This window comes from Sphingobium sp. CR28, from assembly GCF_052327305.1.
GTDB lineage: Bacteria > Pseudomonadota > Alphaproteobacteria > Sphingomonadales > Sphingomonadaceae > Sphingobium.
On record NZ_CP182486.1, the window covers coordinates 14,125 to 37,933 of the forward strand.

Genomic DNA, 23,809 nt, shown 5'->3' on the forward strand with positions numbered 1-23,809 from the left:
GTCGTCGAACGAAGACATCAATGCCGACCGTGGGCGCGCTCCCCTTACTGGTCGAGGAAGCTGCGCATCTTGCGGCTGCGGCTCGGGTGCTTGAGCTTACGCAGCGCCTTGGCCTCGATCTGCCGGATGCGTTCGCGCGTCACCGAGAATTGCTGGCCGACTTCTTCCAGCGTGTGATCGGTGTTCATGCCGATGCCGAAGCGCATGCGCAGCACGCGCTCCTCGCGCGGAGTGAGGCTCGCCAGAACGCGGGTGACCGTTTCCTTGAGGTTCGCCTGGATCGCCGCGTCGACCGGGATGATCGCGTTCTTGTCCTCGATGAAGTCGCCCAGATGGCTATCTTCCTCGTCGCCGATCGGCGTTTCGAGGGAGATCGGCTCCTTGGCGATCTTCATCACCTTGCGCACCTTTTCGAGCGGCATGCTCAGGCGCTCCGCCATTTCCTCGGGCGTGGGCTCGCGGCCCTGCTCGTGGAGGAACTGGCGGCTGGTGCGGACCAGCTTGTTGATCGTCTCGATCATATGCACCGGGATACGAATCGTGCGCGCCTGATCGGCGATTGAGCGCGTGATCGCCTGCCTGATCCACCAAGTGGCATAGGTGCTGAACTTGTAGCCGCGGCGATATTCGAACTTATCCACCGCCTTCATCAGGCCGATATTGCCTTCCTGGATGAGGTCCAGGAACTGCAGGCCGCGATTGGTGTACTTCTTGGCGATCGAGATCACGAGGCGGAGATTGGCCTCGACCATCTCTTTCTTCGCGATGCGTGCCTCGCGCTCGCCCTTTTGCACCATGTTTACGATGCGGCGGAACTCGATCAGCGACGTGCCCGTCGATTGGGCAATCTCCCCGACTTCCATCCGGATGCGATCCACAGCATCGGTTTCGGTGGATGCAAAGGCGGCCCATTTCTTGTCGATGCCGGCGACCTTCTCCATCCAGCCGTCGTCGAGTTCGTGACCGACATATTCGTCGAGGAAGGCCTTGCGAGGAACCTTATGGCGCTCGGCGAGGCGCAGCATCTGGCCGCCCAGCGTGGTCAGCCGACGGTTGAACGCGTAAAGCTGATCGACGAGATACTCGATCTTCTGCTGGTGGAACTGAACGCTCTCGACTTCGGCGGTGAGGTCCTCGCGCAGCTTCTGATAAGCCGTTTCCTGCTTGGCAGGCAGCTCTTCACCATTGCCCAGCGCGACAAGACGCGCCTGCTGGATGCGGGAAAAATCCTCGAATAGCTCAGTGATGCGGGCAAACTTTGCAAGGGCGTCCGGCTTGAGCAACTCCTCCATCGCCGCGAGCGACAGGGTGTTGTCGTCGTCGTCATCGTCGTCCGGCCGCTGCGACCGGCGCTCGACCATCGAATCCTCTTCGTCCTCCGACTCCGGCTCTTCCTCGACCTCGTCCTCATCCTTGAACGAGGGCCCGGCGGTCTTGGCGGAAATCTCGCCATCGTCGTCCGCCTCGCCATCTTCGGAGAGGCTTTCGGGTGCCGGGTCCTTGGAGAGCATCGCGTCGAGATCGAGGATCTCGCGCAGCTGCATTTCGCCATTGTTGAGCGCGGTTGACCACTGGATGATCGCATTGAAGGTTGTGGGGCTTTCGCACAGGCCCAGGATCATCGTGTCGCGCCCGGCTTCGATGCGCTTGGCGATGGCGATCTCGCCCTCGCGGCTGAGCAGCTCCACGGCGCCCATCTCGCGCAGGTACATGCGCACCGGATCGTCCGTGCGATCGACGGTTTCCTTTTTCTTCTCCGCAACGTTGCCGTCGTCTTCCTCGGAAGAGGGGTCGATCGGATCGACGTCAGGCTCCGCCTGCTCCTCGCCTTCCTCGGCCTGATCTTCGTTCTCGACGATGTTGATGCCCATATCGGACAGGGCCGACGTGATATCCTCGATCTGATCCGAGGACATCTCGCCCTGCGGCAGGGCGTCGTTCAGTTCGTCATAAGTGATGTAGCCGCGCTTCTTCGCGCGAGCGATCAGCTTCTTGACCGATGCCTCGTTGAGATCGAGGAGAGGTGCGTCGCTGCCCTCTTGCTCGTCGGTCTGGATGGTCTTGCCTGCCTTGCTCGCCATGGGTTGCCTTGTTCTGGGCCGCAGCTGCGCATGGGCGCCACGACATGCTTTTGATACTTAAACGTCCTGGGGTTCAATCAGTTCGGAAAGACGCGCTTCCAGCTCCGCTTTCCTCCGGCGCAGATCCTGTTGACGTACATAACCGGCTTCGAATGCCGCGCCGTCCACAGCCTCCCCCATCATGGCCCGTGTCGCCGCAGCCAACTCCGCATCGATTCGTGGCATAGCCACCATCACCATCATTGCCTCATCGATGATACGCGCGGGCGCACCATCGCCTTCGGTTTTGCTGGCAACCGTGAAATGCAGCGCATCGGCCCGGAGCAACTCCTTTGCCATATTATACACTTCACCCTGCCCCAATATTGTAAGGAGGCGCTCAGTTTCAACCGTTTCTTCGTCGAGAGCCAAATCGACGAGCTTGTCGACCATGCCGGCAAGTCGCGAGTCGGCGATATCGAGATGGGCCAGCGTTTCGCGATGGCGCCGGATTTCCTGAGGATGGCGCAGCAAAGCGCCGATGACAGCGCGAAGGAGCGGCAGTTCGATCCCGCCAATATGGATAGCGCGGGCCTCCACCGAGGGTGGCGGAGGAGGGGGCGACCAGCGCTGTCCTGAACGCCCCCCTCCGCCGGGCGCGGGCGGAACGAAGGGGCGTCTTTCCGGGCGGCTGAAGAATAGCGCGTCCAGCCGCTCGCGGAAATGCCGGCGATAATGAGCACGGATGTCCTCGTGCCGGATCGTATCGGTGAGCTCGTCCAGGCGCTGCTTGAGACCGGCGCGCTGCTCGGGCGTTTCCAGGAGGCCGGAAGCCTTTTCGACTTCCCAGAGGGTGTCCGAGAGCGGACGAGAGGCAGCGAGCACTGCGTCCATTGCCGAAAGGCCACCGGTCCGGACCAGATCGTCGGGGTCTTGTCCTGCTGGGAGAGTCGCGAAGGCGAGGCTGTGGCCCGGACGCAGCAAGGGCAGGGCACGGTGCGCCGCGCGCATCGCCGCGCGTTGCCCGGCCGCATCCCCGTCGAAGCACAGGAGCGGCGTTGCGACCATCGTCCAGAGCTTCTCGATCTGCGCTTCGGTGAGCGCCGTTCCAAGCGGAGCCACGGCTTCGGCGAGCCCGGCCTGGGCCAGCGCGATCACGTCCATATACCCCTCGACCACGACGATGCGCCCGGTCTTGCGCGCCGCAGGGGCTGCCTTGTCGAGATTGTAGAGCGTTCGGCCCTTGTCGAAGAGTGGCGTCTCGGGCGAATTCAGATATTTAGGCTCGCCGCTGTCCAGGATACGGCCGCCAAAAGCGATCACTCGGCCACGCTGATCGGCAATGGGGATCATCACGCGGCCCCGGAACCGGTCGTAGCTTTCCCGGCTCTTGTCCTCAGGCGCGATCAGCATGCCCGATTCGACCAGCATGGTCTCGGGGAAGTCGCGCAACGCCGTTTTGAGTTTGCCGCGCGAATCGGGTGCGAAGCCAATGCCGAAGGCCCGGCGGGTCTCGTCGGAAATGCCGCGCCGTTTGAGATATTCGCGGGCGCCCGCCCCATCCAGGCCGCCCAGCTGCGTCTCAAACCAGTCCCGGGCCGCCGCCATCACGTCGTGAAGGGATCTGGCCTGCTCGGCCCGCTTGGCCGCCTTGGGGTCAGGTGCGGGCACCTCCATGCCTGCCGCATCGGCAAGCTCCTTCACAGCCTCCATAAAAGGCAGGCCCTGATGATCGGTCATCCAGCGAATGGCGTCGCCATGCGCACCGCAACCGAAGCAGTGATAAAAGCCCTTCTCGTCGTTGATCGTGAAGCTGGGTGTCTTCTCGTTATGAAAAGGGCAGCACGCCTTATGTTCTCGCCCGGCGCGAATCACCTTCACGCTCTTGCCGATGAGGGTGGAGAGCGTGGTGCGTGAGCGGAGTTGATCCAGCCATTGAGGCGTGAGGCTCATGCGGCCCGTGCGCGGCTCAGGCCAGCGCCGCTTTCACCAGCGCGCTTGCGGTGCTCATGTCGATCACAGTTCCATGCCGCTCCTTGAGAAGCGCCATTACCCGGCCCATGTCTTTGAGGCTGCTGGCGCCGGTCTCGCCCTTGATGCCCTCTATGGCCGCCCGCGTTTCATCGTCCGAGAGGCGCTGCGGCAGGAAACTTTCGATGACGACAAGCTCGCCCTTCTCCTGCGCGGCCAGCTCATCGCGGCCGCCTTTCTCGAACATCTCGATCGACTCGCGCCGCTGCTTGACCATTTTCTGAAGCACATCGACGACGATCTGGTCGTCTTCCGGCACTTGGCTTGCCGTCCGCAGTTCGATGTCGCGGTCCTTCAGCTTGGCGAGGATGAGGCGCACTGCGGCGAGACGATCCTTCTCGCCCGCCTTCATCGCTTGAATCTGGGCAGCTTTTATCTGCTCGCGAATCGCCATGCGCTCTACCTGTTCCCTTGAGTCCGAGTGGAAAGGAGCACATATAGCGCTCCTCGGGGATTTTTAATAGATTGACCCGCTCCGGCGCAGACCCTAGTGCCCCCGCCGTTTAGCCAGTGCTGGGGCGCCGGCCAAAAATGCGAACAGCGAAGGATCAGAAGCCATGGCGAACGCCAGTTACCCGACCGTGCCCAAGGGAGCGACGGGGGTATTGGTGCTAGCCGACGGCTCGGTGATCTTTGGCCGCGGCTTTGGTGCGACCGGGGCGGAAGTGGGCGAGTTGTGCTTCCACACCGCGATGACCGGCTATCAGGAGATCATGACTGATCCCAGCTTTGCCGGTCAGATCATCACCTTCACGTTTCCGCATATCGGCAACGTTGGCACCAATCTCGACGATATTGAGGCGGATACGCCTTGGGCGCTGGGCTGCGTCGTGCGCGAGGACGTGACGGCGCCCTCCAACTTCCGCAATGTCGAGCCCTTCGATCAATGGCTCAAGGAGCATGGCCGGATCGGCCTTGCTGGCGTGGATACGCGCGCGCTCACCCGCCGCATCCGCTTGGCGGGGGCGCCCAATGCAGTGATCGCGCACGATCCGTCCGGAAACTTCGATCTGAAGGCGCTCCACGAGCAGGCGCTTCGCTGGCCCGGTCTTGAAGGCATGGACCTCGCCATTGAGGTTACCGGCGAAAAGCGGGACTGGGCCGATGGCGGCTGGGCGCTGGGGCAGGGCTATCATCTGAAAGCCACGAAGCCGGATGCGCCTCATGTCGTGGCGATCGATTATGGCGCCAAGCACAACATCTTCCGCAATCTCGTCAAAGCTGGGGCAAAGGTTACCGTGCTGCCCGCCACCGCGAGCTATGAGGATGTGATGGGCCTTCAGCCCGACGGCGTCTTCCTTTCAAACGGTCCGGGCGATCCGGCGGCGACAGGCTCTTACGCTGTGCCGGTGATCGCGGCGCTGCTCACCGAGAATGTACCGATCTTCGGCATTTGTCTTGGCCATCAGCTTCTGGCGATCGCGGCGGGTGCCAGTACGCTCAAGATGCATCAGGGCCACCGCGGCGCCAATCATCCGGTCAAGCGGCTGGAAGACGGCGTCGTCGAAATAACGTCGATGAATCATGGCTTTGCGGTCGATACCTCGACGCTGCCTGAGAATGTGGTGGAGACGCACACCTCGCTGTTCGACGGCTCCAACTGCGGCATCGCCTTTACTGACAAAAATGCCTTCTCGGTGCAGTATCACCCGGAGGCCTCGCCTGGCCCGCAGGACAGCTTCTATCTTTTCCGGCGGTTCGTGGAGGGGCTCAAGTGAGCCTCAAACTGCCCCAGGTCGATCCCGCGCGGCTCGAAGCGGAGTGGGCGGCCGACAAGGATATTCTCGCCCAACTCGCTGCCAATGGCGACAAGGCGAAGCTGCCGCGCCCCGTCGACGTGAGCTTCAAGGGCACGGACGAGCAGTTCGAGCTCGTCCTGACGACGGCCAGCCAGTTCGGCTTCGTGGAGCTGGACCGGGAGGTCGGCGAGGACGGCGAACATTATCTCTTCCTCGAATGCGAGTCCGCCGTGGACGAGCAGTCGATCCGCGACCTCACGCGCAAATGCATCCAGATCGAGATGCTCTTCGGCGTCGAGTATGACGGATGGGGCTGCGAGGCCCAGACGGGGGCGGTGCATTGAGATTGATGCAGCCTCAGCTTTTCTCAAACTATATCGCAGATCTGGCGCTTAAGGCGGACTAATGCCCAAAAGAACTGACATCTCCTCGATCCTCGTCATTGGCGCCGGCCCGATCATCATCGGTCAGGCGTGCGAGTTTGACTATTCGGGCACACAGGCGATCAAGGCGTTGAAGGAAGAGGGCTACCGGATCGTTCTGGTGAACTCCAACCCAGCGACGATCATGACCGATCCGGAACTGGCCGACGCTACTTATGTGGAGCCGGTGACGCCGGAGGTGGTCGCCAAGATCATCGAGAAGGAGCGGCCGGACGCGGTTCTGCCCACGATGGGCGGCCAGACGGCGCTTAACACGGCGCTGGCGCTCTTCCGCGATGGCACGCTGGAGAAGTTCGGCGTGACGATGATCGGCGCGGACGCCGAGGCGATCGACAAGGCCGAGGACCGGCTCAAGTTCCGCGACGCGATGGACAAGATCGGGCTGGAGAGCGCCCGGTCCCGGATCGCGCATACGCTCGATGAAGCGATGGATGCGCTTGAGTTCATTGGCCTGCCCGCGATCATCCGCCCCAGCTTCACCATGGGCGGCACTGGCGGTGGTGTCGCCTATAATCGCGAGGAGTTTCGCAACATCGTGATCTCCGGGCTGGATGCCAGCCCGACCACCGAAGTGCTGATCGAGGAGTCGCTGCTCGGCTGGAAGGAATATGAGATGGAGGTTGTCCGCGACCGTGCGGACAATGCCATCATCATCTGCTCGATCGAGAATATCGATCCGATGGGCGTCCATACGGGCGACTCCATCACTGTCGCGCCGGCCCTCACGCTGACTGATAAGGAATATCAGATCATGCGGAACGCGAGTATTGCGGTGCTGCGTGAAATCGGCGTGGAAACAGGTGGTTCGAACGTACAGTTCGCAGTGAATCCGAAAGATGGCCGCCTGATCGTCATCGAGATGAACCCCCGCGTCAGCCGCTCGTCGGCGCTGGCTTCCAAGGCCACCGGTTTCCCGATCGCGAAGGTCGCAGCCAAGCTGGCGGTTGGATACACGCTCGACGAGATCCAGAACGACATCACCGGCGTCACCCCGGCGAGCTTCGAGCCGACCATCGACTATGTGGTCACCAAGATCCCGCGCTTCGCATTCGAGAAGTTCAAGGGTGCCGAGCCGCTGCTTGGCACGGCGATGAAGTCCGTCGGCGAAGTGATGGCGATCGGTCGCAATATTCACGAGTCCATGCAGAAGGCGCTGCGCGGGCTGGAAACCGGCCTTTCCGGCTTCAATCAGGTTGATGCCCTTGTCGGCGCCAGCCGCGATGAGATCACGGCCGCGCTCTCCACGCCGACGCCGGATCGGCTTCTGGTTGCCGCTCAAGCGCTGCGCGAAGGCTTGAGCGTTGCCGAAATCCACGCGGTGGCGAAGTTCGACCCCTGGTTCCTCGATCGGCTCGCGGAAATCGTCGCGGCCGAGCAGGACGTGATGGAAAACGGGCTGCCACGCGACGCGGACGCCATGCGGCGTCTGAAGGCTATGGGCTTCTCGGACAAGCGTCTTGCTTGGCTCGCGCTTCAGTCCGCGAACCTCAAGCCGGGTATGGATTCGGCTATTCGGCGCGGCTCTGGCCTCGTGCGCGATGCCGTCGTGGCGATGACAGGCGGTGTCACCGAGGAAGAAGTGCGCAAGCTGCGCCACAAGCTCGGCGTGCGCCCGGTCTTCAAGCGGATCGACACCTGCGCTGCCGAGTTCGACGCGAAGACACCCTATATGTATTCGACCTACGAGGCGCCCAGCTTCGGAGAGCCCGAGGATGAGAGCAATCCGAGCGACCGCAAGAAGGTCGTGATCCTTGGCGGCGGCCCGAACCGGATCGGGCAGGGCATCGAGTTCGACTATTGCTGCTGCCACGCTTGTTTCGCGCTGGCTGATGCGGGCTATGAAACGATCATGGTGAACTGCAACCCGGAGACGGTGAGCACGGACTATGACACCTCGGATCGCCTCTACTTCGAGCCATTGACTGCCGAAGATGTGCTGGAAATTCTCGCCGTCGAGCAGTCGAAGGGCGAGCTGGTCGGCGTGATCGTCCAGTTCGGTGGGCAGACGCCCCTAAAGCTGGCGCAGGCGCTGGAGGATGCGGGCATTCCCATTCTCGGCACTTCGCCCGACGCTATCGATCTCGCCGAAGACCGCGAGCGCTTCGCTGCGCTAGTGACCAAGCTCAAGCTGCTCCAGCCGGCAAATGGCATCGCGCGCAGCCGCGACGAGGCTGTCGCCGTGGCGTCGCGCATCGGCTATCCAGTGCTGATGCGCCCCAGCTATGTGCTGGGTGGCCGCGCTATGGAGATCGTTGAGAACCAGACCCAGCTGGACGACTATATCACGACGGCGGTTCAGGTCTCCGGCGACTCCCCCGTGCTCATCGACCAGTATCTGCGTGATGCCGTTGAGGTGGACGTGGACGCGCTCTGCGACGGCGACGAGGTGGTGGTGGCCGGCGTCCTTCAGCATATCGAGGAGGCCGGCGTTCATTCGGGCGATAGCGCCTGTTCACTGCCGCCCTACAGCCTTCCGGCCGAGACGATCGCTGAGATCGAGCGGCAGACGCGCGTTCTGGCGCACGCCCTGCACGTACGGGGCCTGATGAATATCCAGTTCGCGGTGAAAGACGGCCAGGTCTACCTTATCGAGGTCAATCCTCGCGCCAGCCGCACCGTGCCCTTCGTGGCGAAGGCCATCGGCACGCCAATCGCCAAGATCGCGGCGCGGGTGATGGCGGGCGAGAAGCTGGCAAACCTGCCCGTGATCGACCGGAACGCGATCAGTCATATAGCGGTCAAGGAAGCCGTCTTCCCGTTCAATCGCTTCCCCGGCGTCGATCCCGTACTTTCGCCCGAGATGAAGTCGACCGGCGAAGTCATGGGCATCGACACGGATTTCCCCACTGCATTTGCCAAGTCGCAGCTCGGCGCCGGCAATGCCTTGCCCCAGTCGGGTACGGTGTTCATCTCGGTCAAGGATGGGGACAAGCCGATCATGCTTCCTGCGGCGCGCAAGATTGGCGAGATGGGCTTCCATATCGTCGCGACAGGAGGCACGGCCGACTATCTTGAGGCTGAGGGCATCGCCGTCGAGCGTGTGAACAAGGTCGCGCAGGGGCGTCCGCACATTGTTGATAGGATCACCGATGGCGGCATCGATCTGATTTTCAATACTACGGAGGGCTGGCAGTCGCTCATCGACAGCAAAGCGATTCGCATAAGTGCGCTTCGGCACAAGGTCGCGAGCTTCACGACAGCGGCCGCGAGCGTCGCTGCGGTGGATGCCATCGCCGCGCTCCGCCTTCGTCCCCTTGAAGTGCGCTCCCTCCAATCTTATTATCTTGGGCCGCAAGACTGATCTTTCGAAAAGCAGAAATCAGTTGCGCGCTGTCTTGGGGGCAGGACGGCGAACAGGATTCGCGTCTCGTTTGGCGCCCAAGCACATATTGAGAAGGATCGGGGAGTAAAAATGGCCACTGTCGAGAAGATGCCGATGCTGCAGGTGGGCTATGAAAAGCTCCAGCAGCAGTTGCGTGCGCTCAAGGCCGAACGCCCGCAGATCGTGGATGCGATCGAGGAAGCGCGCGCGCACGGAGATCTCTCCGAGAATGCCGAATATCATGCCGCCAAGGAGCGTCAGGGTCAGGTCGAGGCGGGAATCGCCGACCTGGAGGACAAGCTTTCGCGTGCGCAGATCATCGATCCCACGGCTCTTTCAGGCGACAAGATCGTCTTCGGCGCGACGGTTACGTTGCTTGATGAGGACGACAAGCCGGTTCGGTATCAGATTGTCGGTCAGGCGGAAGCGGATGCCAAGGCTGGGATGATTTCCTATAATAGCCCGCTTGGCCGTGCCCTGATCGGGCGACAGGTCGGCGAGGAAGTGGAAGTCACGGTGCCGGCGGGTGACAAGTTCTACCTTGTCGACAAGATTGAGTTCATCTGAACCGTCTGTTGTTTCCCATCGGTTTCATCTCATGCCCATGAGCCTTCCGAACGGCCGGACGATCAACATCATCGCCATCGTGACCAGTGCGCTGTTCGCGGTGCAGATGTTCGGCGGCCTGATCGATCGTGCCGCCGTGATGGGCGGGTTCATCCCCGCTCGCGTCTACGCGCTGGCGGCCAGTGGCACGCAGATTGATATCCCCTGGCTCCCGGTGTGGATCACGCCGCTCAGCGCGACGTTGATTCACGGCGGTGTTCTTCACCTCGCCTTCAATATGGTGATGCTGCTTTTCTGCGGGCGTCAGGTGGAGAGCCTGCTGGGGCGCTGGCCCACTATTCTTATTTATGTGGTGGGAGCCTATGCTTCGGCAGCGGCACAGTGGCTCGCTGATCCGGAAAGCGTAACGCCCATGATTGGTGCGAGCGGCGCCATTTCGGCGCTCATGGGCACTTATGCGGTCATCTATGGTCAGCGCGCTGCGAGGCCGATCGGCCCGATCCCGGCCTATGCGGTGCGTATCCTGTGGCTGGCTGCGGCTTGGATCGGTCTACAACTGCTCGTCGGTCTTGCCACCGGGCCGGATAGCGCAATGGGCGGCGTTGCGATTGCCGCCCACATCGGTGGATTCATCGCGGGATTGTTGCTGACGCGACCGCTTCTTTATCGCCGCTTTCGCTGGCGACCCGTAGACTGACGAACTGATCGTTCAATCCGCGGCCGGACCTTCTTGCGAGGGGTCGAGCAGGCGGTGAAGGTGAACGACGACGAAGCGCATTTCTGCATCATCGACAGTCCGCTGCGCCGCGGCGCGCCACGCTTTCTCCGCAGATGCATAGTCGGGGTAAACGCCGACGATCTCGATAGCATTAAGATCGGCGAATTCGAGCGACTGCGGATCTTTCACGCGGCCGCCCATGACGAGATGCAATTTGGTCACACAGGGCTCCGAAAGGCTGGCGAGGGGATGAGCCGTCCGGCTAGCATTGCATCACCCCCTTGCCAAGAACCTCGCCCCGCAACTTACTGGTCTTTCAGTGCCGCTTTTGCCGTATTGACGGCGCGCCGGGCGACGCTCGCCACCTCTTCGCTCACCTTCTCGGCCGTGGCGCGCACCGCCTTGGCGCTGGGAAGATGCGCAATGCCTTCGCGTGCCGCCTCGACACCCGTATGGGCAACGCTGCGTGCGGTTTCCGCGCTCACATGCGCCGCATTTCGTGCCGCTTCCGCGCCAATTGCGGCTGCGGAGCGGGCCGCCTTTGCCCCCCGCTGAGCAGCAGAGAGGGCTGTGTCGGCGCTTTCCGCAGCGGCCTTACGCGCCGCCTCTCCAGCGCCGTTAAGGCCGGAGAGTACGGCTCGTGCCGTCTCAGCCGTGGCGGCCAGACCAGCCGCGCGAGAGACCAGTTGCGCGCCGCGGCTCGCGAGCTTCAGGCGCGGCATGAAAATGCCGATCGCCGCGCCCACCGCTGCCGCTGCCGCGATCGTCGCGACGGGATGATCCTGAAAGATGCGGTTGGCTTCGCCCGCGGCGCGATAGCTCTTCTCGCGAGCGTCGCCGATCACGTCGCCGCTTTTCCGTCGCGTGGCGGTCACGATGTCGCTCACGCCATCGCGCGTCCGCTTAGACGCGCTCTTGAGCGTGCTGATCCGGCTGTTCGCCACCTTCTTGTTCGGCTGGCTGTTCTTGTTGCGCGTTGCCATGTGTCATCCTCCATTGTTCGATCCGGTCGCGCACCGTGCGCGCGAGTTTCCCGCTCCCTCGACTAAGCGCTATAACGGGCCGCCAAAAAAGAAGTGCCGCGAGCGTTCCGCCGATCAGCACGGAAAGGACTGGCCGTCGCTTGACCAGCGCCACGCTCGCCGAGCGGGTTTCATTCAGCCGGTTTGTCACAGCGACCACGGCGTCCTCTTTGAGGCGGCCCGGCGCGATCCGTTCACGGGCAGAGATCGATGCCGCTCGAAAGGCTATCCGCGCTGCGTCGGCCCGGCGCCGGGCTTCCATAACGGTGTGGTTGCGCGCCGTCATGCTTCGCGATTCCGGGCTATTCCACTCAGGGAGCGGCGCGCCAACAGGATGAGAATGAGCGCGATCCCTATTGTCACAACGGCAACAAGCAGAGTCGCGAAGACCGCGCCGATGAGGGGAGTCAGCGCCAGGATGATCCCGAACAACAACGTCGTTAGCCCGGCAAGTGCTAGCAGAATGGCGAGGATTCCCAGAACCGCCGCGTTTCTTAGCGCAGCGCCGGTTGCCGCAGCCTTCAGCTTCGCCCATTCCAGCTCGGCACTGAGCAGTTCCTGCCCAGCGGCGACGAGCCTTTCCATCGTCGCACGGACGCTTTCGTCCGCGCCGCCCGACGGCTCAGGTGCGTCCGTCGTCTGGGCGTGCTCCTCACCCTCTAACAAGATGCATTACTCCCCTGACGTCCGCATGAGGGACGACGCGTAGGTCTCAGCTTTCGCTGTCCGATCCTCCGCCGCGTGCCAGTCGCATGAGAACGAAGCCGACGACCGCAGCAGCGCCAATGGCGACGGCAGGGCTCTTGCGAACGAAATCGCGTGCTTCCTCGGCAAGCTGGTCGACATCCTTCGCATCGAGCGATTGCGCGGCACCCGCGACGGCTTCTGCTGCCTGACGGGCATAGTCGCCATATTGCGGGCCAAGGCGGCTATCGACTGTCTCAGCGGTGTCCGAGATCAGCTTGGATAAGCCATGAAGAGCAGAGCCAGTGCTGCTCTTGGCGGTGGCGGCGGCAGACCAGGCCGTGGTCTTCGCCTGCTCAGCGACGACGCTTGCCTGCTCGCGCCATCCATCGGTGCGAGAGGGCGCTGTCTTGGGCTTTGCGCGTGGTTTCCGGGCGGGCGCTGCCGTAGCAGCGCTCGACTTGGCCTTGGGGCCGGGCTTGGATGGGGTGGTTTTCTTGGGTGTAGTCCGGACCGGGCGCTTGGGTGCCGGCTTGCTCTCTTCCGCCATTTTCGATCCTTTCGAAGCAAGAATGATCGCGCGATCCCACTCCATATAGCAGGGCACGGTCCCTTTAACAGGGCTGGCCGCCTGATTGTTCCGTGGCCGTGTCGGAAAGTTGGTTCGCATCGTTGGAGGGAGCAGCACCGCTTTCCATTGATCCGCCCATTGATCCGCGCCGCACCCTTGCGTAAGCGGCTGCCAGTTTCATCAGGCATCCAGTGCAGAGGACCACCGCCATGACCGAGATTCTCGACATTCACGCGCGCCAGATTCTGGATAGCCGCGGCAATCCCACCGTGGAAGTGGACGTGCTGCTCGAGGATGGAAGCTTTGGCCGGGCTGCCGTACCTTCGGGCGCATCGACTGGAGCTTATGAAGCCGTCGAAAAGCGGGACGGGGACAAGGGCGTTTATCTCGGCAAGGGCGTGCTTCAGGCCGTGGCCGCAGTGAACGACGAAATCGCCGGTGAGATCATCGGCATGGACGCTGAGGATCAGGCTGATATCGACGAGGCGATGATCGCGCTCGACGGTACGGAGAACAAGGCGCGTCTGGGCGCAAACGCGATTCTTGGCGTCTCTCTTGCGGTCGCGAAGGCCGCCGCCGATGCGCGCGGCCTGCCGCTCTATCGCTACGTCGGCGGCGTCTCGGCGCACGTCTTGCCCGTGCCGATGATGAACATCATCAATGGCGGCGAGCATGCAGACAACCCGATCGACTTCCAGGAGTTCATGATCATGCCGGTGGGTGCGGAGAGCATCGCCCATGCCGTGCAGATCGGTTCCGAAATCTTCCACACGCTCAAGAAAGGCCTGCATGACAAAGGTCTGGCGACAGGCGTCGGCGACGAGGGCGGCTTCGCGCCGAACATCGCCTCTACCGTCGAGGCGCTCGACTTCATCATGGCCAGCATCGAGAAGGCTGGCTATCGGCCGGGCGAGAATGTCGTGCTCGCGCTCGATTGCGCAGCGACCGAGTTCTTCAAGAACGGAAGCTATGTGATTTCGGGTGAGGGCAAGACGCTTTCACCGGCTGAGATGGCGGACTATCTGGCCGATCTCGTCGCGCGCTATCCGATCAAGTCCATCGAAGATGGCATGAGCGAGGACGACTTCGAAGGCTGGAAGATCCTGACCGACAAGATCGGGAACAAGTGCCAGCTCGTTGGCGACGATCTGTTTGTCACCAATCCCAAGCGCCTCGCCATGGGCATCGAGAAGGGACTCGCCAACTCGATGCTGGTCAAGGTGAACCAGATCGGATCTCTCACCGAGACGCTGGCGGCGGTCGAGCTGGCGCACCGCGCACGCTACACCAATGTGATGTCGCATCGTTCGGGCGAGACTGAGGACGCCACCATCGCCGATCTGGCGGTGGCGACGAATTGCGGACAGATCAAGACCGGCTCGCTGGCCCGCTCGGATCGGCTTGCCAAGTATAACCAGCTCATCCGCATCGAAGAGCAGCTTGGTCCGGTCGCGCGCTACGCTGGCACCTCGATCTTCAGCTGATCGATTCCGCGCCGGACACACAATTCGTCGCGAAACGACGAAATTCTCTTGAATTTCCCGCGCTGGCGTGATTCGAAGGGTTTATGGCGCATATAGCAAGATTAAGACTGCTTTTCGGGTCAGCCCTCGTTCCGGCCATCTCGATCGCGCTCGTTTTGATCTTCATCGCCTATGCCATTTTCGGGCCCAAGGGTATCCTGGCCTGGGGGGATTACTCGCGCCAGATTCAGGAGCGGAGTGCCGAGCTTCGTATCCTCAAGGCTCAGCAGGCCGCGCTCGCGAACCGGGTGCGGCTGCTGGATCCCCGCCACGCAGACCGCGACATGGTGGAAGAGCTGGTCCGTCGTGATCTTGGCGTTACTCATCCGGACGAAGTTGTCATTCCCATCCATTGACGCTCTTTGGCGCGGGTTTTGCTCGCGTGTAAAAAGCGGCCTTCCGACATTGCGTTCCGGTTGCTCACGCGACTATAGCGGGCGGTAAATCCACCGCATAAGGACGCTCCGTCTTGGCCAAAGCAGCCTCGCCCCGCCCTGCAAAATCTTCTTCGACCAGCGCGTCGCCGCGCATGACGCCGCCGGGTGCCGATCATAATCAGGAACGCCCGGCCGAGCCGAAGGACTATAAGGCCAGCAAGGACGAACTGCTCGAATTCTACCGCCAGATGCTGCTTATCCGCCGGTTCGAGGAGCGGGCCGGGCAGCTGTACGGGCTGGGCCTCATCGGCGGTTTCTGCCATCTTTATATCGGCCAGGAGGCTGTGGCCGTCGGCATCCAGTCCGCGTTGACGCCGGGCAAGGACAGCGTGATCACCGGCTATCGCGACCATGGCCACATGCTGGCTTACGGCATCGACCCCAAGATCATCATGGCCGAGCTCACCGGTCGTGAGGCCGGTATCTCGCGCGGCAAGGGCGGTTCGATGCATATGTTCAGCGTCGAGCACAAATTCTACGGCGGCCACGGTATCGTCGGCGCGCAGGTGTCGCTCGGTGCCGGGCTCGGTTTCGCGCACAAATATAGTCAGGATGGCGGTGTCTGCGTCGCCTATTTCGGCGACGGCGCGGCCAATCAAGGGCAGGTGTACGAGAGCTTCAACATGGCGGAGCTCTGGAAACTGCCGATCATTTTCGTGATCGAAAACAACCAATATGCCATGGGCACGTCGGTGGCGCGCTCCTCGGCGGAGGACCAGCTTTATCGCCGTGGCGAGAGCTTCCGTATCCCCGGCATCCAGGTTGACGGTATGGACGTGCTCGCGGTGCGTGGCGCAACCGAGGCGGCACTCGAATGGGTGCAGGGCGGCAAGGGGCCGATCCTCCTCGAAATGAAGACATATCGCTATCGCGGACACTCGATGTCGGATCCGGCGAAGTACCGTTCGCGTGAAGAAGTTCAGGCGATGAGGGAGAATTCGGACCCGATTGAGGGCGCGAAGAAGTATCTGGAGGCGGCCGGCGTTGCCGAGGCCGATCTCAAGGCAATCGATCAGGAGATCAAGAAGATCGTGAGTGAAGCGGCAGATTTCGCGGAAACTTCGCCCCAGCCCGAGGCGGCTGAGCTCTACACGGACGTTCTGGTGGAGCGCTACTGATGAGCCTGGAAATCAAGATGCCCGCGCTTTCTCCCACCATGGAGGAAGGCACGCTCGCCAAATGGCTCGTCAAGGAAGGCGATGAGGTCAAGGCCGGCGACATCATGGCCGAGATCGAGACCGACAAGGCCACGATGGAGTTCGAGGCGGTCGACGAGGGCACGATCGAGAAGATTCTGATCGCCGAAGGCACGGACAATGTGAAGGTCGGCACGCCGATCGCGCGGCTGACATCCGAGGGCGGAGCGGCCGAGCCGGCGACTGAAGCCAAAGCCACCGAGTCGGCACCGCCGGCTGCACCGGAAGTGAAGCCGACGCCCAAGGAGGAGGCCGCCGAGGCCATCACCCCGGCGCAAGTCGCTCCGCAGGCCGATCCCGGTCTGCCGGAAGGAACCGCGATGGTCCGCACGACCGTTCGCGAGGCTCTGCGCGATGCGATGGCCGAAGAAATGCGCAAGGATCCTCGCGTTTTCGTGATGGGCGAGGAAGTCGCCGAGTATCAGGGCGCCTATAAGGTTACGCAGGGCCTGCTCGAAGAGTTCGGCCCCGGTCGCGTGATCGACACGCCGATCACTGAATATGGCTTCGCAGGCGTCGGCACCGGCGCTGCCATGGGCGGCCTCCGCCCGGTCATCGAGTTCATGACGTTCAACTTCGCCATGCAGGCGATCGATCACATCATCAACTCAGCCGCCAAGACCAATTATATGTCCGGCGGACAGATGCGCTGCCCGATCGTGTTCCGTGGCCCCAACGGCGCGGCCTCGCGCGTGGCGGCTCAGCACAGCCAGAACTATGGTCCCTGGTATGCCGCGGTGCCGGGCCTGATCGTCATCGCGCCGTATGACAGTGCCGACGCCAAGGGCTTGCTCAAGGCGGCGATTCGCTCGGAAGACCCGGTGGTCTTCTTGGAGAACGAACTGGTCTATGGCCGCAGCTTCGATGTGCCGGCGATCGACGATTATGTCCTGCCCATCGGCAAGGCGCGGATCGTCCGGCCGGGCAAGGACGTGACGATCGTCAGCTACTCGATCGGCGTCGGCGTTGCGCTCGAAGCCGCTGAGACGCTGGCAGGCGAGGGCATTGATGCCGAAGTCATCGATCTGCGCACGCTGCGTCCCCTCGATACCGCGACGGTCCTCCAAAGTCTCAAGAAGACCAATCGTATGGTCGTGGTCGAGGAAGGCTGGCCCGTTTGCTCGATTTCCTCGGAAATCGCAGCAGTCGCCATGGAGCAGGGCTTCGACGATCTGGATGCGCCGGTATTGCGCGTCACGAACGAGGATGTGCCGCTGCCCTATGCCGCCAATCTGGAGAAGATGGCGCTTGTCGACGCGGCCCGCGTGGTCGCTGCGGTGAAGAAGGTCACCTATCACTGAGGCATTGAGAGGGCGTGTTTCGCACTCCCTTTCTGGCCGAACCAGGCTCGTTCTGATGACGGCGCGTCTCTTCATGCCGCAGGGAGCTGAGTCTTGAGCGAGGGTCTGCCGCCCCTCCAGAGGCTGCTTCTGGCTCATGCTCTTGCCGGCGAGCGGCAGTGGCATGAGATCGTCTGGACGCTCGATCAGCGCCTTGCCGCTGTCGTGCGCGGTGTGAGCGAGCCGATGATCGCCCTCATCCGCATGGCGTGGTGGGAGGAAGCGCTCGTTGCGGACGACCGCAGCAAAGGAAATGGCGAACCGTTGGTTGAGGCATGGCGCGCTGCTCAACCCTCTGACGAGGCGCGCGCATACGCTGCTCGACTCATCGACGGTTGGCGCTCCCTTGTCGAGGAAGGCAGCGACGGCGAGTCGATCGATCTTCAGCGCTATGCGGACGAACGAGGCGCAGGAATTTTCGGGCTTATCGGGGGTGCTGAGGCTGCGGTGGCATCGGCCGGCGCCATATGGGCACTGTGGGATCTGTCCGGGCATGTTCGGGATCTCGATCTCGCGAAGCGCGCCATCGCAATGGGGCAGGAACTCGCGTCTTCCTCATCATTGCGCGAAGCGCGCCTTCCGCGTCCACTGAGGTTGGCAATGGCGGTCGCCCTGCCGGACATACGCGCGGGGCGTGTTCCGGGGCCATTTGCGCCACGCCATTATCTCAGGCTTTTGCGCGGGCTGCTCTTCGCCTAGCCTTGCGATCATAGACGGGGCAGGGGGCTATGGGACGATTCTTCGCAGGCATTGTGGCGGCGCTTATGCTGCTCTCGGCGGGCCTTTTCTGGTGGCAGGATCGCGCCGAACTCGCCACTCAGCCGCTGGTCGCTCAGCGTGCGCCTTCCGCGTCCCTGCCGAACGTGCCGCCTGAAGGCGATCCGGATGCGGTCGGTGCAGCACTTCCCGCTTTGCCGAAGGCGGATGCGCGCTCGCGTGAGGAAAAGCGCTTCGATCGATATGATCGGGATCGGAACAATATCATCACGCGGGCGGAAATGATGGGCAGCCGTGTCAAGGCGTTCAAAGCGCTCGACAAGGACGGCAATAATCTTCTCTCGTTCGAGGAGTGGGCTGTTCGCACGTCTGACCGTTTCAGCACGGCCGACGCAAATCGGGATGGTCGGCTATCCAGAGCCGAGTTCGCAACGACGGCACCGAAGCCAGCCGTGCGGAAGCCCGTGTGCGCTTGCGATGACTGAACGTCGCTATTGGGGCCGTTCAAGCACGGCGGATCAGCGGCTTTTTGTTCAGCGCCGATAAGCGCGCTTGAGTTCCACGCCGTCAATCATGAGCCCGCCAGCGATCATGACCGCACTGCAGCAGCAGAGGAAAAGCAGCTTCCCACCAAATCCCGGATATTGTTCCAGATAATGAACGCCGCGCTGGCAGGCGCCTAACGCGAGGGCGTAGATTGCCATGAACGCCTCGAACTTGGTCCGGATGGTGAAGAGACGCTTGATCCTTTCCATCGGTCCTGTCCTCAGCCCATCGTTAACACGACAACAACTTTAAAAGTTATCTGGCAGTTAACCAAGTTCGGCAAGGTCCAGTGCAGCAAGAAGTTCGGCCCGCGCTGTCCTGATTTGGGTCATGAACGTTGTGCTGGTGAGATCGTCTGGATGAATGGCCTCGGGCCAAAATATGTCCACCAGCGCTGACAAGCGGTCGATCTTGTCTCCATCGAGCAGGAAGCGGGGATCGACCGAAGCCGGATCGCAGACGACACGCAGGCGCAGGCACGCCGGCCCGCCGCCATTCGCCATGGATTGGCGCACATCGACCGGAATTAACCGGCGTATCGGACCGTTCCCGGCGATCATAGTCTCCAGCCAGTTCCAGACGCGCGGCGTGTTTCGGGCCTCTGTGGGAAGGACCAGCGCCATGCCGTCGCCGTTCGGGAGGCTCACAAGCTGCGCGTTGAAGAGATAACTCCGGATGGCATCGGCGAGGCTGACAGCCTGTGCGGGCACTTCGATAATCTGCGCCCATGGCGCGCGGGACATGATCTGCTCATGCGCGCGCTCCCGATCTGCAAAGGCCTGCTCATGGGCAAAGAGCACCGTCTCGTTGGCGACCGCGACGACATCGTTGTGAAATGCGCCCGCTGCGATCGCCTCGTCTGATTGGCGGACGAAAAGAGTGCGAGCGGGATCGAGCCCATGCCGGCGCGATATCGCTTCGCTGGCCTGCCGGTGCTGCCGGGCCGGAAACGGGCCGCTGCTTTCCCCATAGACAAAGATCTCGAGCCCGGCCTCGCCATGCTTGGGGCACAGCCGCATATGGTTGGCTGCGCCTTCGTCGCCAAAAGGGGGTGGCACGGGGCCATGCACCATGAACTGGGTCTCGTCCGCAAACGCCACCCGTAGCTGGCGCAATGTCTGCGGCCATTCATGGCTGCGATGCGGCATGGTGACGAGATTGGCGACGCTGAGGTGACAGCGACCGTCCGCCGTGTCGGGTGCAGGGGAAACAGTGGCCGCGTTTGCCGCCCACATTGCCGAGGCCGACCATGCGGCGGCGCGCAGTCGCGGTTCGGCGGTGGCGTTGTCAGTCGCGAGGCTGGCCAGCCATGCGTCGTCCGGTCGGTCGTGGGGCAGCAGCAAGCCCTGTGGCAGACCAAGCGCGAGATTGGCTTGCATTTTCGCCAGCCCCTGCAAGGCCGCGGCGCGCGGAAAGGCCGTTTCGCCGGCATTACGCGCGGACGCCAGATTGCCCAGACTGAGGCCTGCATAATTGTGGCTGGGGCCGATCAGGCCGTCGAAGTTGATCTCGGTGAGCACGGCTCTCTTACCTCGCCGAGATGGTCAGCGTTTCGCCGGGCTTCAGATCAAGCAGGGACAGGGCGGCCTGATCCACCAGAACGCCGTCGGGCGCTTCGCTCACGCGGGCAAAACAACAGCGGAAGTCGGCAAGCTGCCCGGCGGCCGCGAGCACCCGCTCGCCGCCTTCGTCGAGAATACCGGAGACCGTGACATCACGTGCGCCCGCGATCGTCCGCAACTCGTCTGTCTTGCCGATCATGGTGGGGCCACCGTCGAAAATGTCGACATAGCCAGTGTTCGCGAAGCCCTCCGTCTCAAGCATGCGCATGGCCGCCCGGCCCGTGGGGTGGGGCAGGCCGATTACGCTGCGGGCACTATCCGTCAGCATGGCTGTGTAAATCGGCGTCTTGGGCATCAGGTCGGCAATGAACTGGTTGCCGTTAATTGCGTTAAATTCGTCGGCCTCCTGAAAGCTCATGCCGAAGAACCGACCCGCAAGGCCATCCCAGAACGGAGAGCCGCCTGCTTCGTCGATCACACCGCGAAGCTCCGCGATCACACGGTCGCCAAAGCGCGCCCGATGCTGGCGGATATAGAGATAGCGGCTGCGCGCGAGAAGTTGCCCCAGACCCTCGGCGCGCTCGCGCGGGTGCAGGAACAGGCCACCGACTTCCGTAGATCCTTCGAGGTCCGTGGTCAGCGTGAGCATCTCCGCACGAAAAGTGCGGGCAAGCTCGCGGCTGTGCTGTGTCATCACTGATATACGGTAGCTGTAGAAGGGCCATCGCTGGCCCACTTCCGAAAAGATCTGGCATGTGCCGCGAACCTGCCGGGTTTCGGCATTCTCCAGCACCAGCATGATGAGTTCGTCCGCCAGCACGTCCGTCGTCCGGCCGAGCGCGTCCGTGGTGCGGGCGAGCTTCGCGCCAAGGGCGCTTCGATCGGGCGGGAGGTTGGTGAAGCCACCGCCGGTCAGCTTCGCCATCTCGTAGATGGTTTGCAGATCGTCGGAGCGGGCCGGGCGAATGAGGAAGCTCATTGAGTAGGTGTAGCAAAGCCCGCAGCGCCGCTCCACCCCCGGCGGTTAGCCTAGAAATCGTAGACGAGGCTGACGCGGCTAGTCGTGTCGAGCCGCCGGATATACTGCAGATCGCCCGGCTTGCCATTATTTTCGAGTTGGACATTATAGGAGAAGCGGGACGCCAGCCGCGCCATGATCTGGGCGGTTATCCCGCTGTTCAGGCCCAGGGTGAGGATGTCCTTTTCCACATAGGAACTAGCAGTCTGCGTGAACCGCACGGTCGGCGAGAGCTTCCAGTCAAAATCCAGAGCGCTGCGTGCGCCAAGGCGGCTCTCGTTCGAACCCAGAACATAATTGACTTGTCGATAAGCTGGGCCTGCCGTGATGCGCAGGTTCATGTCGCTTTCCTTGATGAGCATCGCGCCAAGGCCGGTCGATACGGTGTATCGCTCGTCGAAGCCCACAAACGGCGCGTGCTCATACTGCGCTAGCCCGTATACAAAGAGATCCGGGTCGATCTGGAGTCGCGGCTCGTAACCAAGCAGCCAGTTCTCCTGACTGACCCGCCCGTTGGACTGACGATAATCAAGCGTGCCCTTGAGCACATGCTGCCATCGCCCGATCCGGTAGTTGACGGTAAGCGCCGCGCTCACGCCGAATTCGCTTGTGCTGCCGGTCGAGCGAAACCCGCCCAGCTCGCCGCGTCCACTCCAGAACCGTGGGTTGATCGGCTCGATCTCGACCTCGCGCAGTCGCCCTGTGTTCACGACGACCGGCACGTCGGCGAGGGCAAGCAGCAGCTCGCCACGCCGTTTGTTCTCCACGTTCCACTGGCCCACGAACTCGTCCAGGTCTTTCTGCGCGCCGGGATAGGTCGCCTGCGCGGCCCGTGCGATCGCCTGCACTGCCGCATCGTCACTGTCATGCATTGCCTGCCGAAGCAGTTCCCGCACGGCTTCAGGCAATTGATTGACGACGGGCGGAGGCGTCTCCGATGCAATGACGGCCGCCGGAAACGCGGGCAACTCAAGGTCGGGATCGTCTTCGTCCACCCTGAAGTCGGGCGGAAGCTGAGCGCATGCAATGGACGCAGGCAAAAGGCCCGCGAGAATCGTCGCAGCAGTTCGGATCGTCATAGCCGGTCCCTGAACTCAGCGATCACTGCCCGGTATATGTCCCTTTTGAACGGGACAATCAGGTCGACGAGCCGGTCTGCTTCCAGCCACTGCCAGGCGTTGAACTCGGGATGCGCCGTGACGATGTTCACGTCATCGTCCGAGCCCGTGAACCTCGCGAGAAACCACCATTGCTCCTGACCCCGATAGCGGCCCTTCCACAGCTTGCCGGCCAGATGTTCAGGCAAATCATAGCGATATGTCGACGCTGCGCGCGCGAGGATCTCGATATGCTCGGGCTCTATGCCCGTTTCTTCGCCCAGCTCCCGAATGGCGGTCTCTTCCGGATCCTCGCCGGGGTCGATTCCGCCCTGCGGCATTTGCCACGCGTCGCCTTCCTTGCTGTCGATCCGGCGACCCACAAAAACGAGGCCGTCGCGATTGGCAAGCATGACGCCAACACAGGGACGGTAAGGCAATCTATCGATGTCGACCATGACCATTTCATAACGCGGGACGGAGCGGGACTTCAAGACATTGCACTGCGACATGGCGGAGAGGCGAGCCGGATCGGCGCTGAAACGGACACAGCTTTGTCAACTCCCAGGCGATCAGAGCAATCGGAACAAAGCATCAACCCCGCCTTGATCTTGACGGCTCATCCGCATATCTCGCATCCATGGCCATACGCCCGATCATCGAAACGCCGGACCCCCGGTTGCGGACCATCTCCACGCCAGTGGAGGTGATCGACGACGAGCTTCAGACGCTCATCGATGACATGTTCGAGACGATGTATGACGCTCCAGGCATCGGCCTTGCCGCCATTCAGATTGGCGTCCCCAAGCGTGTTCTGGTGATCGATCTCCAAGAGCCCGAAAGCGACGAGGAAGGCGCCCCGGCGGTCAAGAATCCGCGAGTTTTCATCAATCCCCGCATCCTTGACGGTTCTCCTGAGCTCTCTGTGTATAATGAGGGCTGCCTGTCCGTCCCGGAGCAATTCGCCGAGGTTGAGCGGCCCGCGACGATCCGGGCGAGCTGGATGGACAGGCAGGGCCGTATTCACGAGGAGGAGCTGGACGGCCTTCTCGCGACCTGTCTTCAGCATGAGATGGATCATCTCGAGGGCATTCTCTTCATTGATCATCTCTCGCGCCTGAAGCGCGATATGCTGCTCAAGAAGCTCAACAAGGCGCGCAAGGCTGCTTGAGCTTAGCGGAGCAGGCGCGAGGGCTTGCGCTGCTATCTGGTCCTG

General features: G+C 62.3%; 25 protein-coding genes. 12 read left to right on the forward strand and 13 right to left on the reverse strand.

Features of this window, described 5'->3' with window-relative positions:
- Positions 1-44: 44 nt before the first annotated feature.
- Genes rpoD through ACNAOH_RS00080 form a run of 3 tightly spaced genes read right to left on the reverse strand, consistent with a single transcriptional unit; the run spans position 45 to position 4,485 of the window.
- Positions 45-2,081 carry an RNA polymerase sigma factor RpoD gene (gene rpoD / locus ACNAOH_RS00070; RefSeq protein ID WP_443970765.1) on the reverse strand — a complete coding sequence of 679 codons (2,037 nt, stop codon included), beginning with the start codon at positions 2,079-2,081 and terminating at the stop codon, positions 45-47.
- Between the two features lie 57 nt (positions 2,082-2,138).
- Complete coding sequence (dnaG, locus tag ACNAOH_RS00075) at positions 2,139-4,013, reverse strand: DNA primase (protein ID WP_443970766.1); 1,875 nt, start codon at positions 4,011-4,013, stop codon at positions 2,139-2,141.
- A gap of 16 nt (positions 4,014-4,029) precedes the next feature.
- The gene (locus ACNAOH_RS00080; protein WP_443970767.1) at positions 4,030-4,485 is read right to left on the reverse strand and encodes a GatB/YqeY domain-containing protein; all 456 of its coding nucleotides are present in this window, start codon (positions 4,483-4,485) and stop codon (positions 4,030-4,032) included.
- A 163-nt stretch (positions 4,486-4,648) separates the two neighbouring features.
- On the opposite strand from ACNAOH_RS00080, the gene carA reads away from it, so the two are divergent.
- The 5 genes from carA to ACNAOH_RS00105 all read left to right on the forward strand — a co-directional run bounded on the left by carA (position 4,649) and on the right by ACNAOH_RS00105 (position 10,859).
- Positions 4,649-5,809 carry a glutamine-hydrolyzing carbamoyl-phosphate synthase small subunit gene (carA, locus tag ACNAOH_RS00085; protein WP_443970768.1) on the forward strand — a complete coding sequence of 387 codons (1,161 nt, stop codon included), beginning with the start codon at positions 4,649-4,651 and terminating at the stop codon, positions 5,807-5,809.
- Complete coding sequence (locus ACNAOH_RS00090) at positions 5,806-6,174, forward strand: ribonuclease E inhibitor RraB (protein WP_443970769.1); 369 nt, start codon at positions 5,806-5,808, stop codon at positions 6,172-6,174. The genes carA and ACNAOH_RS00090 overlap by 4 nt, the downstream gene beginning before the upstream one ends.
- A gap of 61 nt (positions 6,175-6,235) precedes the next feature.
- Entirely contained in the window at positions 6,236-9,574 is a 3,339-nt protein-coding gene (carB, locus tag ACNAOH_RS00095) for a carbamoyl-phosphate synthase large subunit (RefSeq protein ID WP_443970770.1), read from the forward strand.
- 111 nt (positions 9,575-9,685) lie between these two features.
- Positions 9,686-10,162, forward strand: a complete 477-nt coding sequence (greA, locus tag ACNAOH_RS00100) for a transcription elongation factor GreA (protein ID WP_443970771.1) — start codon at positions 9,686-9,688, stop codon at positions 10,160-10,162.
- Positions 10,163-10,199: 37 nt separating this feature from the next.
- Entirely contained in the window at positions 10,200-10,859 is a 660-nt protein-coding gene (locus ACNAOH_RS00105; protein ID WP_443970772.1) for a rhomboid family intramembrane serine protease, read from the forward strand.
- A 12-nt stretch (positions 10,860-10,871) separates the two neighbouring features.
- Here ACNAOH_RS00105 and ACNAOH_RS00110 read toward each other — a convergent pair whose 3' ends face one another.
- The 5 genes from ACNAOH_RS00110 to ACNAOH_RS00130 form a co-directional block, all read right to left on the reverse strand.
- On the reverse strand, positions 10,872-11,102 hold the full coding sequence (locus tag ACNAOH_RS00110; protein WP_443970773.1) for a DUF4170 domain-containing protein: 231 nt from the start codon (positions 11,100-11,102) through the stop codon (positions 10,872-10,874).
- An 83-nt stretch (positions 11,103-11,185) separates the two neighbouring features.
- The gene (locus tag ACNAOH_RS00115; protein ID WP_443970774.1) at positions 11,186-11,863 is read right to left on the reverse strand and encodes a hypothetical protein; all 678 of its coding nucleotides are present in this window, start codon (positions 11,861-11,863) and stop codon (positions 11,186-11,188) included.
- Positions 11,784-12,188, reverse strand: coding sequence for a hypothetical protein (locus ACNAOH_RS00120; RefSeq protein WP_443970775.1), 405 nt, complete (start codon positions 12,186-12,188; stop codon positions 11,784-11,786). The genes ACNAOH_RS00115 and ACNAOH_RS00120 overlap by 80 nt, the downstream gene beginning before the upstream one ends.
- On the reverse strand, positions 12,185-12,568 hold the full coding sequence (locus ACNAOH_RS00125) for a phage holin family protein (protein WP_443970776.1): 384 nt from the start codon (positions 12,566-12,568) through the stop codon (positions 12,185-12,187). Before ACNAOH_RS00125 ends, ACNAOH_RS00120 begins: the two co-directional genes overlap by 4 nt.
- Positions 12,569-12,614: 46 nt before the next feature.
- Positions 12,615-13,136 carry a hypothetical protein gene (locus ACNAOH_RS00130; protein WP_443970777.1) on the reverse strand — a complete coding sequence of 174 codons (522 nt, stop codon included), beginning with the start codon at positions 13,134-13,136 and terminating at the stop codon, positions 12,615-12,617.
- A 230-nt stretch (positions 13,137-13,366) separates the two neighbouring features.
- Here ACNAOH_RS00130 and eno point away from each other — a divergent pair, with 230 nt between their 5' ends.
- The 6 genes from eno (at position 13,367) to ACNAOH_RS00160 (ending at position 18,855) form a co-directional block, all read left to right on the forward strand.
- A complete protein-coding gene (gene eno, locus ACNAOH_RS00135) occupies positions 13,367-14,641 on the forward strand; it encodes a phosphopyruvate hydratase (protein ID WP_443970778.1) in 1,275 nt (424 codons plus the stop codon).
- 83 nt (positions 14,642-14,724) lie between these two features.
- Positions 14,725-15,036, forward strand: a complete 312-nt coding sequence (locus ACNAOH_RS00140) for an FtsB family cell division protein (protein ID WP_443970779.1) — start codon at positions 14,725-14,727, stop codon at positions 15,034-15,036.
- 173 nt (positions 15,037-15,209) lie between these two features.
- Positions 15,210-16,235, forward strand: a complete 1,026-nt coding sequence (gene pdhA, locus ACNAOH_RS00145) for a pyruvate dehydrogenase (acetyl-transferring) E1 component subunit alpha (protein WP_443972153.1) — start codon at positions 15,210-15,212, stop codon at positions 16,233-16,235.
- The gene (locus ACNAOH_RS00150) at positions 16,235-17,614 is read left to right on the forward strand and encodes a pyruvate dehydrogenase complex E1 component subunit beta (RefSeq protein ID WP_443970780.1); all 1,380 of its coding nucleotides are present in this window, start codon (positions 16,235-16,237) and stop codon (positions 17,612-17,614) included. The genes pdhA and ACNAOH_RS00150 overlap by 1 nt, the downstream gene beginning before the upstream one ends.
- Positions 17,615-17,707: 93 nt before the next feature.
- Positions 17,708-18,352: a hypothetical protein gene (locus ACNAOH_RS00155; RefSeq protein ID WP_443970781.1), complete on the forward strand. Its 645-nt coding sequence runs from the start codon at positions 17,708-17,710 to the stop codon at positions 18,350-18,352.
- A 29-nt stretch (positions 18,353-18,381) separates the two neighbouring features.
- The gene (locus ACNAOH_RS00160) at positions 18,382-18,855 is read left to right on the forward strand and encodes a hypothetical protein (RefSeq protein ID WP_443970782.1); all 474 of its coding nucleotides are present in this window, start codon (positions 18,382-18,384) and stop codon (positions 18,853-18,855) included.
- Positions 18,856-18,903: 48 nt separating this feature from the next.
- Here the strand turns inward: ACNAOH_RS00160 and ACNAOH_RS00165 are convergent, their stop codons facing one another.
- The 5 genes from ACNAOH_RS00165 to ACNAOH_RS00185 are packed head-to-tail and all read right to left on the reverse strand — an operon-like array spanning position 18,904 to position 23,051.
- A complete protein-coding gene (locus ACNAOH_RS00165) occupies positions 18,904-19,125 on the reverse strand; it encodes a hypothetical protein (RefSeq protein ID WP_443970783.1) in 222 nt (73 codons plus the stop codon).
- Between the two features lie 57 nt (positions 19,126-19,182).
- The gene (locus tag ACNAOH_RS00170; protein WP_443970784.1) at positions 19,183-20,436 is read right to left on the reverse strand and encodes an N-succinylarginine dihydrolase; all 1,254 of its coding nucleotides are present in this window, start codon (positions 20,434-20,436) and stop codon (positions 19,183-19,185) included.
- A 7-nt stretch (positions 20,437-20,443) separates the two neighbouring features.
- The gene (locus ACNAOH_RS00175) at positions 20,444-21,457 is read right to left on the reverse strand and encodes an arginine N-succinyltransferase (RefSeq protein WP_443970785.1); all 1,014 of its coding nucleotides are present in this window, start codon (positions 21,455-21,457) and stop codon (positions 20,444-20,446) included.
- Between the two features lie 50 nt (positions 21,458-21,507).
- On the reverse strand, positions 21,508-22,575 hold the full coding sequence (locus ACNAOH_RS00180; RefSeq protein ID WP_443970786.1) for a DUF481 domain-containing protein: 1,068 nt from the start codon (positions 22,573-22,575) through the stop codon (positions 21,508-21,510).
- Positions 22,572-23,051 (reverse strand): RNA pyrophosphohydrolase, encoded by a 480-nt coding sequence (locus ACNAOH_RS00185; protein ID WP_443970787.1) that lies wholly within the window; start codon positions 23,049-23,051, stop codon positions 22,572-22,574. Before ACNAOH_RS00185 ends, ACNAOH_RS00180 begins: the two co-directional genes overlap by 4 nt.
- Positions 23,052-23,233: 182 nt before the next feature.
- Here ACNAOH_RS00185 and def point away from each other — a divergent pair, with 182 nt between their 5' ends.
- Positions 23,234-23,764, forward strand: coding sequence for a peptide deformylase (def, locus tag ACNAOH_RS00190; protein ID WP_443970788.1), 531 nt, complete (start codon positions 23,234-23,236; stop codon positions 23,762-23,764).
- Positions 23,765-23,809 lie beyond the last annotated feature (45 nt).

Bases quoted from the DNA above. Each gene is read 5' to 3' on its own strand.
- carA (WP_443970768.1), top strand. From the start codon at position 4,649: ATGGCGAACGCCAGTTACCCGACCGTGCCCAAGGGAGCGACGGGGGTA.
- ACNAOH_RS00080 (WP_443970767.1), bottom strand. From the start codon at position 4,485: ATGGCGATTCGCGAGCAGATAAAAGCTGCCCAGATTCAAGCGATGAAG.
- eno (WP_443970778.1), top strand. From the start codon at position 13,367: ATGACCGAGATTCTCGACATTCACGCGCGCCAGATTCTGGATAGCCGC.
- ACNAOH_RS00140 (WP_443970779.1), top strand. From the start codon at position 14,725: ATGGCGCATATAGCAAGATTAAGACTGCTTTTCGGGTCAGCCCTCGTT.
- ACNAOH_RS00165 (WP_443970783.1), bottom strand. From the start codon at position 19,125: ATGGAAAGGATCAAGCGTCTCTTCACCATCCGGACCAAGTTCGAGGCG.
- ACNAOH_RS00115 (WP_443970774.1), bottom strand. From the start codon at position 11,863: ATGGCAACGCGCAACAAGAACAGCCAGCCGAACAAGAAGGTGGCGAAC.
- ACNAOH_RS00105 (WP_443970772.1), top strand. From the start codon at position 10,200: ATGAGCCTTCCGAACGGCCGGACGATCAACATCATCGCCATCGTGACC.
- ACNAOH_RS00160 (WP_443970782.1), top strand. From the start codon at position 18,382: ATGGGACGATTCTTCGCAGGCATTGTGGCGGCGCTTATGCTGCTCTCG.
- rpoD (WP_443970765.1), bottom strand. From the start codon at position 2,081: ATGGCGAGCAAGGCAGGCAAGACCATCCAGACCGACGAGCAAGAGGGC.
- def (WP_443970788.1), top strand. From the start codon at position 23,234: ATGGCCATACGCCCGATCATCGAAACGCCGGACCCCCGGTTGCGGACC.
- dnaG (WP_443970766.1), bottom strand. From the start codon at position 4,013: ATGAGCCTCACGCCTCAATGGCTGGATCAACTCCGCTCACGCACCACG.
- ACNAOH_RS00180 (WP_443970786.1), bottom strand. From the start codon at position 22,575: ATGACGATCCGAACTGCTGCGACGATTCTCGCGGGCCTTTTGCCTGCG.
- ACNAOH_RS00130 (WP_443970777.1), bottom strand. From the start codon at position 13,136: ATGGCGGAAGAGAGCAAGCCGGCACCCAAGCGCCCGGTCCGGACTACA.
- greA (WP_443970771.1), top strand. From the start codon at position 9,686: ATGGCCACTGTCGAGAAGATGCCGATGCTGCAGGTGGGCTATGAAAAG.
- ACNAOH_RS00175 (WP_443970785.1), bottom strand. From the start codon at position 21,457: ATGAGCTTCCTCATTCGCCCGGCCCGCTCCGACGATCTGCAAACCATC.
- ACNAOH_RS00150 (WP_443970780.1), top strand. From the start codon at position 16,235: ATGAGCCTGGAAATCAAGATGCCCGCGCTTTCTCCCACCATGGAGGAA.
- pdhA (WP_443972153.1), top strand. From the start codon at position 15,210: ATGACGCCGCCGGGTGCCGATCATAATCAGGAACGCCCGGCCGAGCCG.
- ACNAOH_RS00120 (WP_443970775.1), bottom strand. From the start codon at position 12,188: ATGACGGCGCGCAACCACACCGTTATGGAAGCCCGGCGCCGGGCCGAC.
- ACNAOH_RS00185 (WP_443970787.1), bottom strand. From the start codon at position 23,051: ATGGTCGACATCGATAGATTGCCTTACCGTCCCTGTGTTGGCGTCATG.
- carB (WP_443970770.1), top strand. From the start codon at position 6,236: ATGCCCAAAAGAACTGACATCTCCTCGATCCTCGTCATTGGCGCCGGC.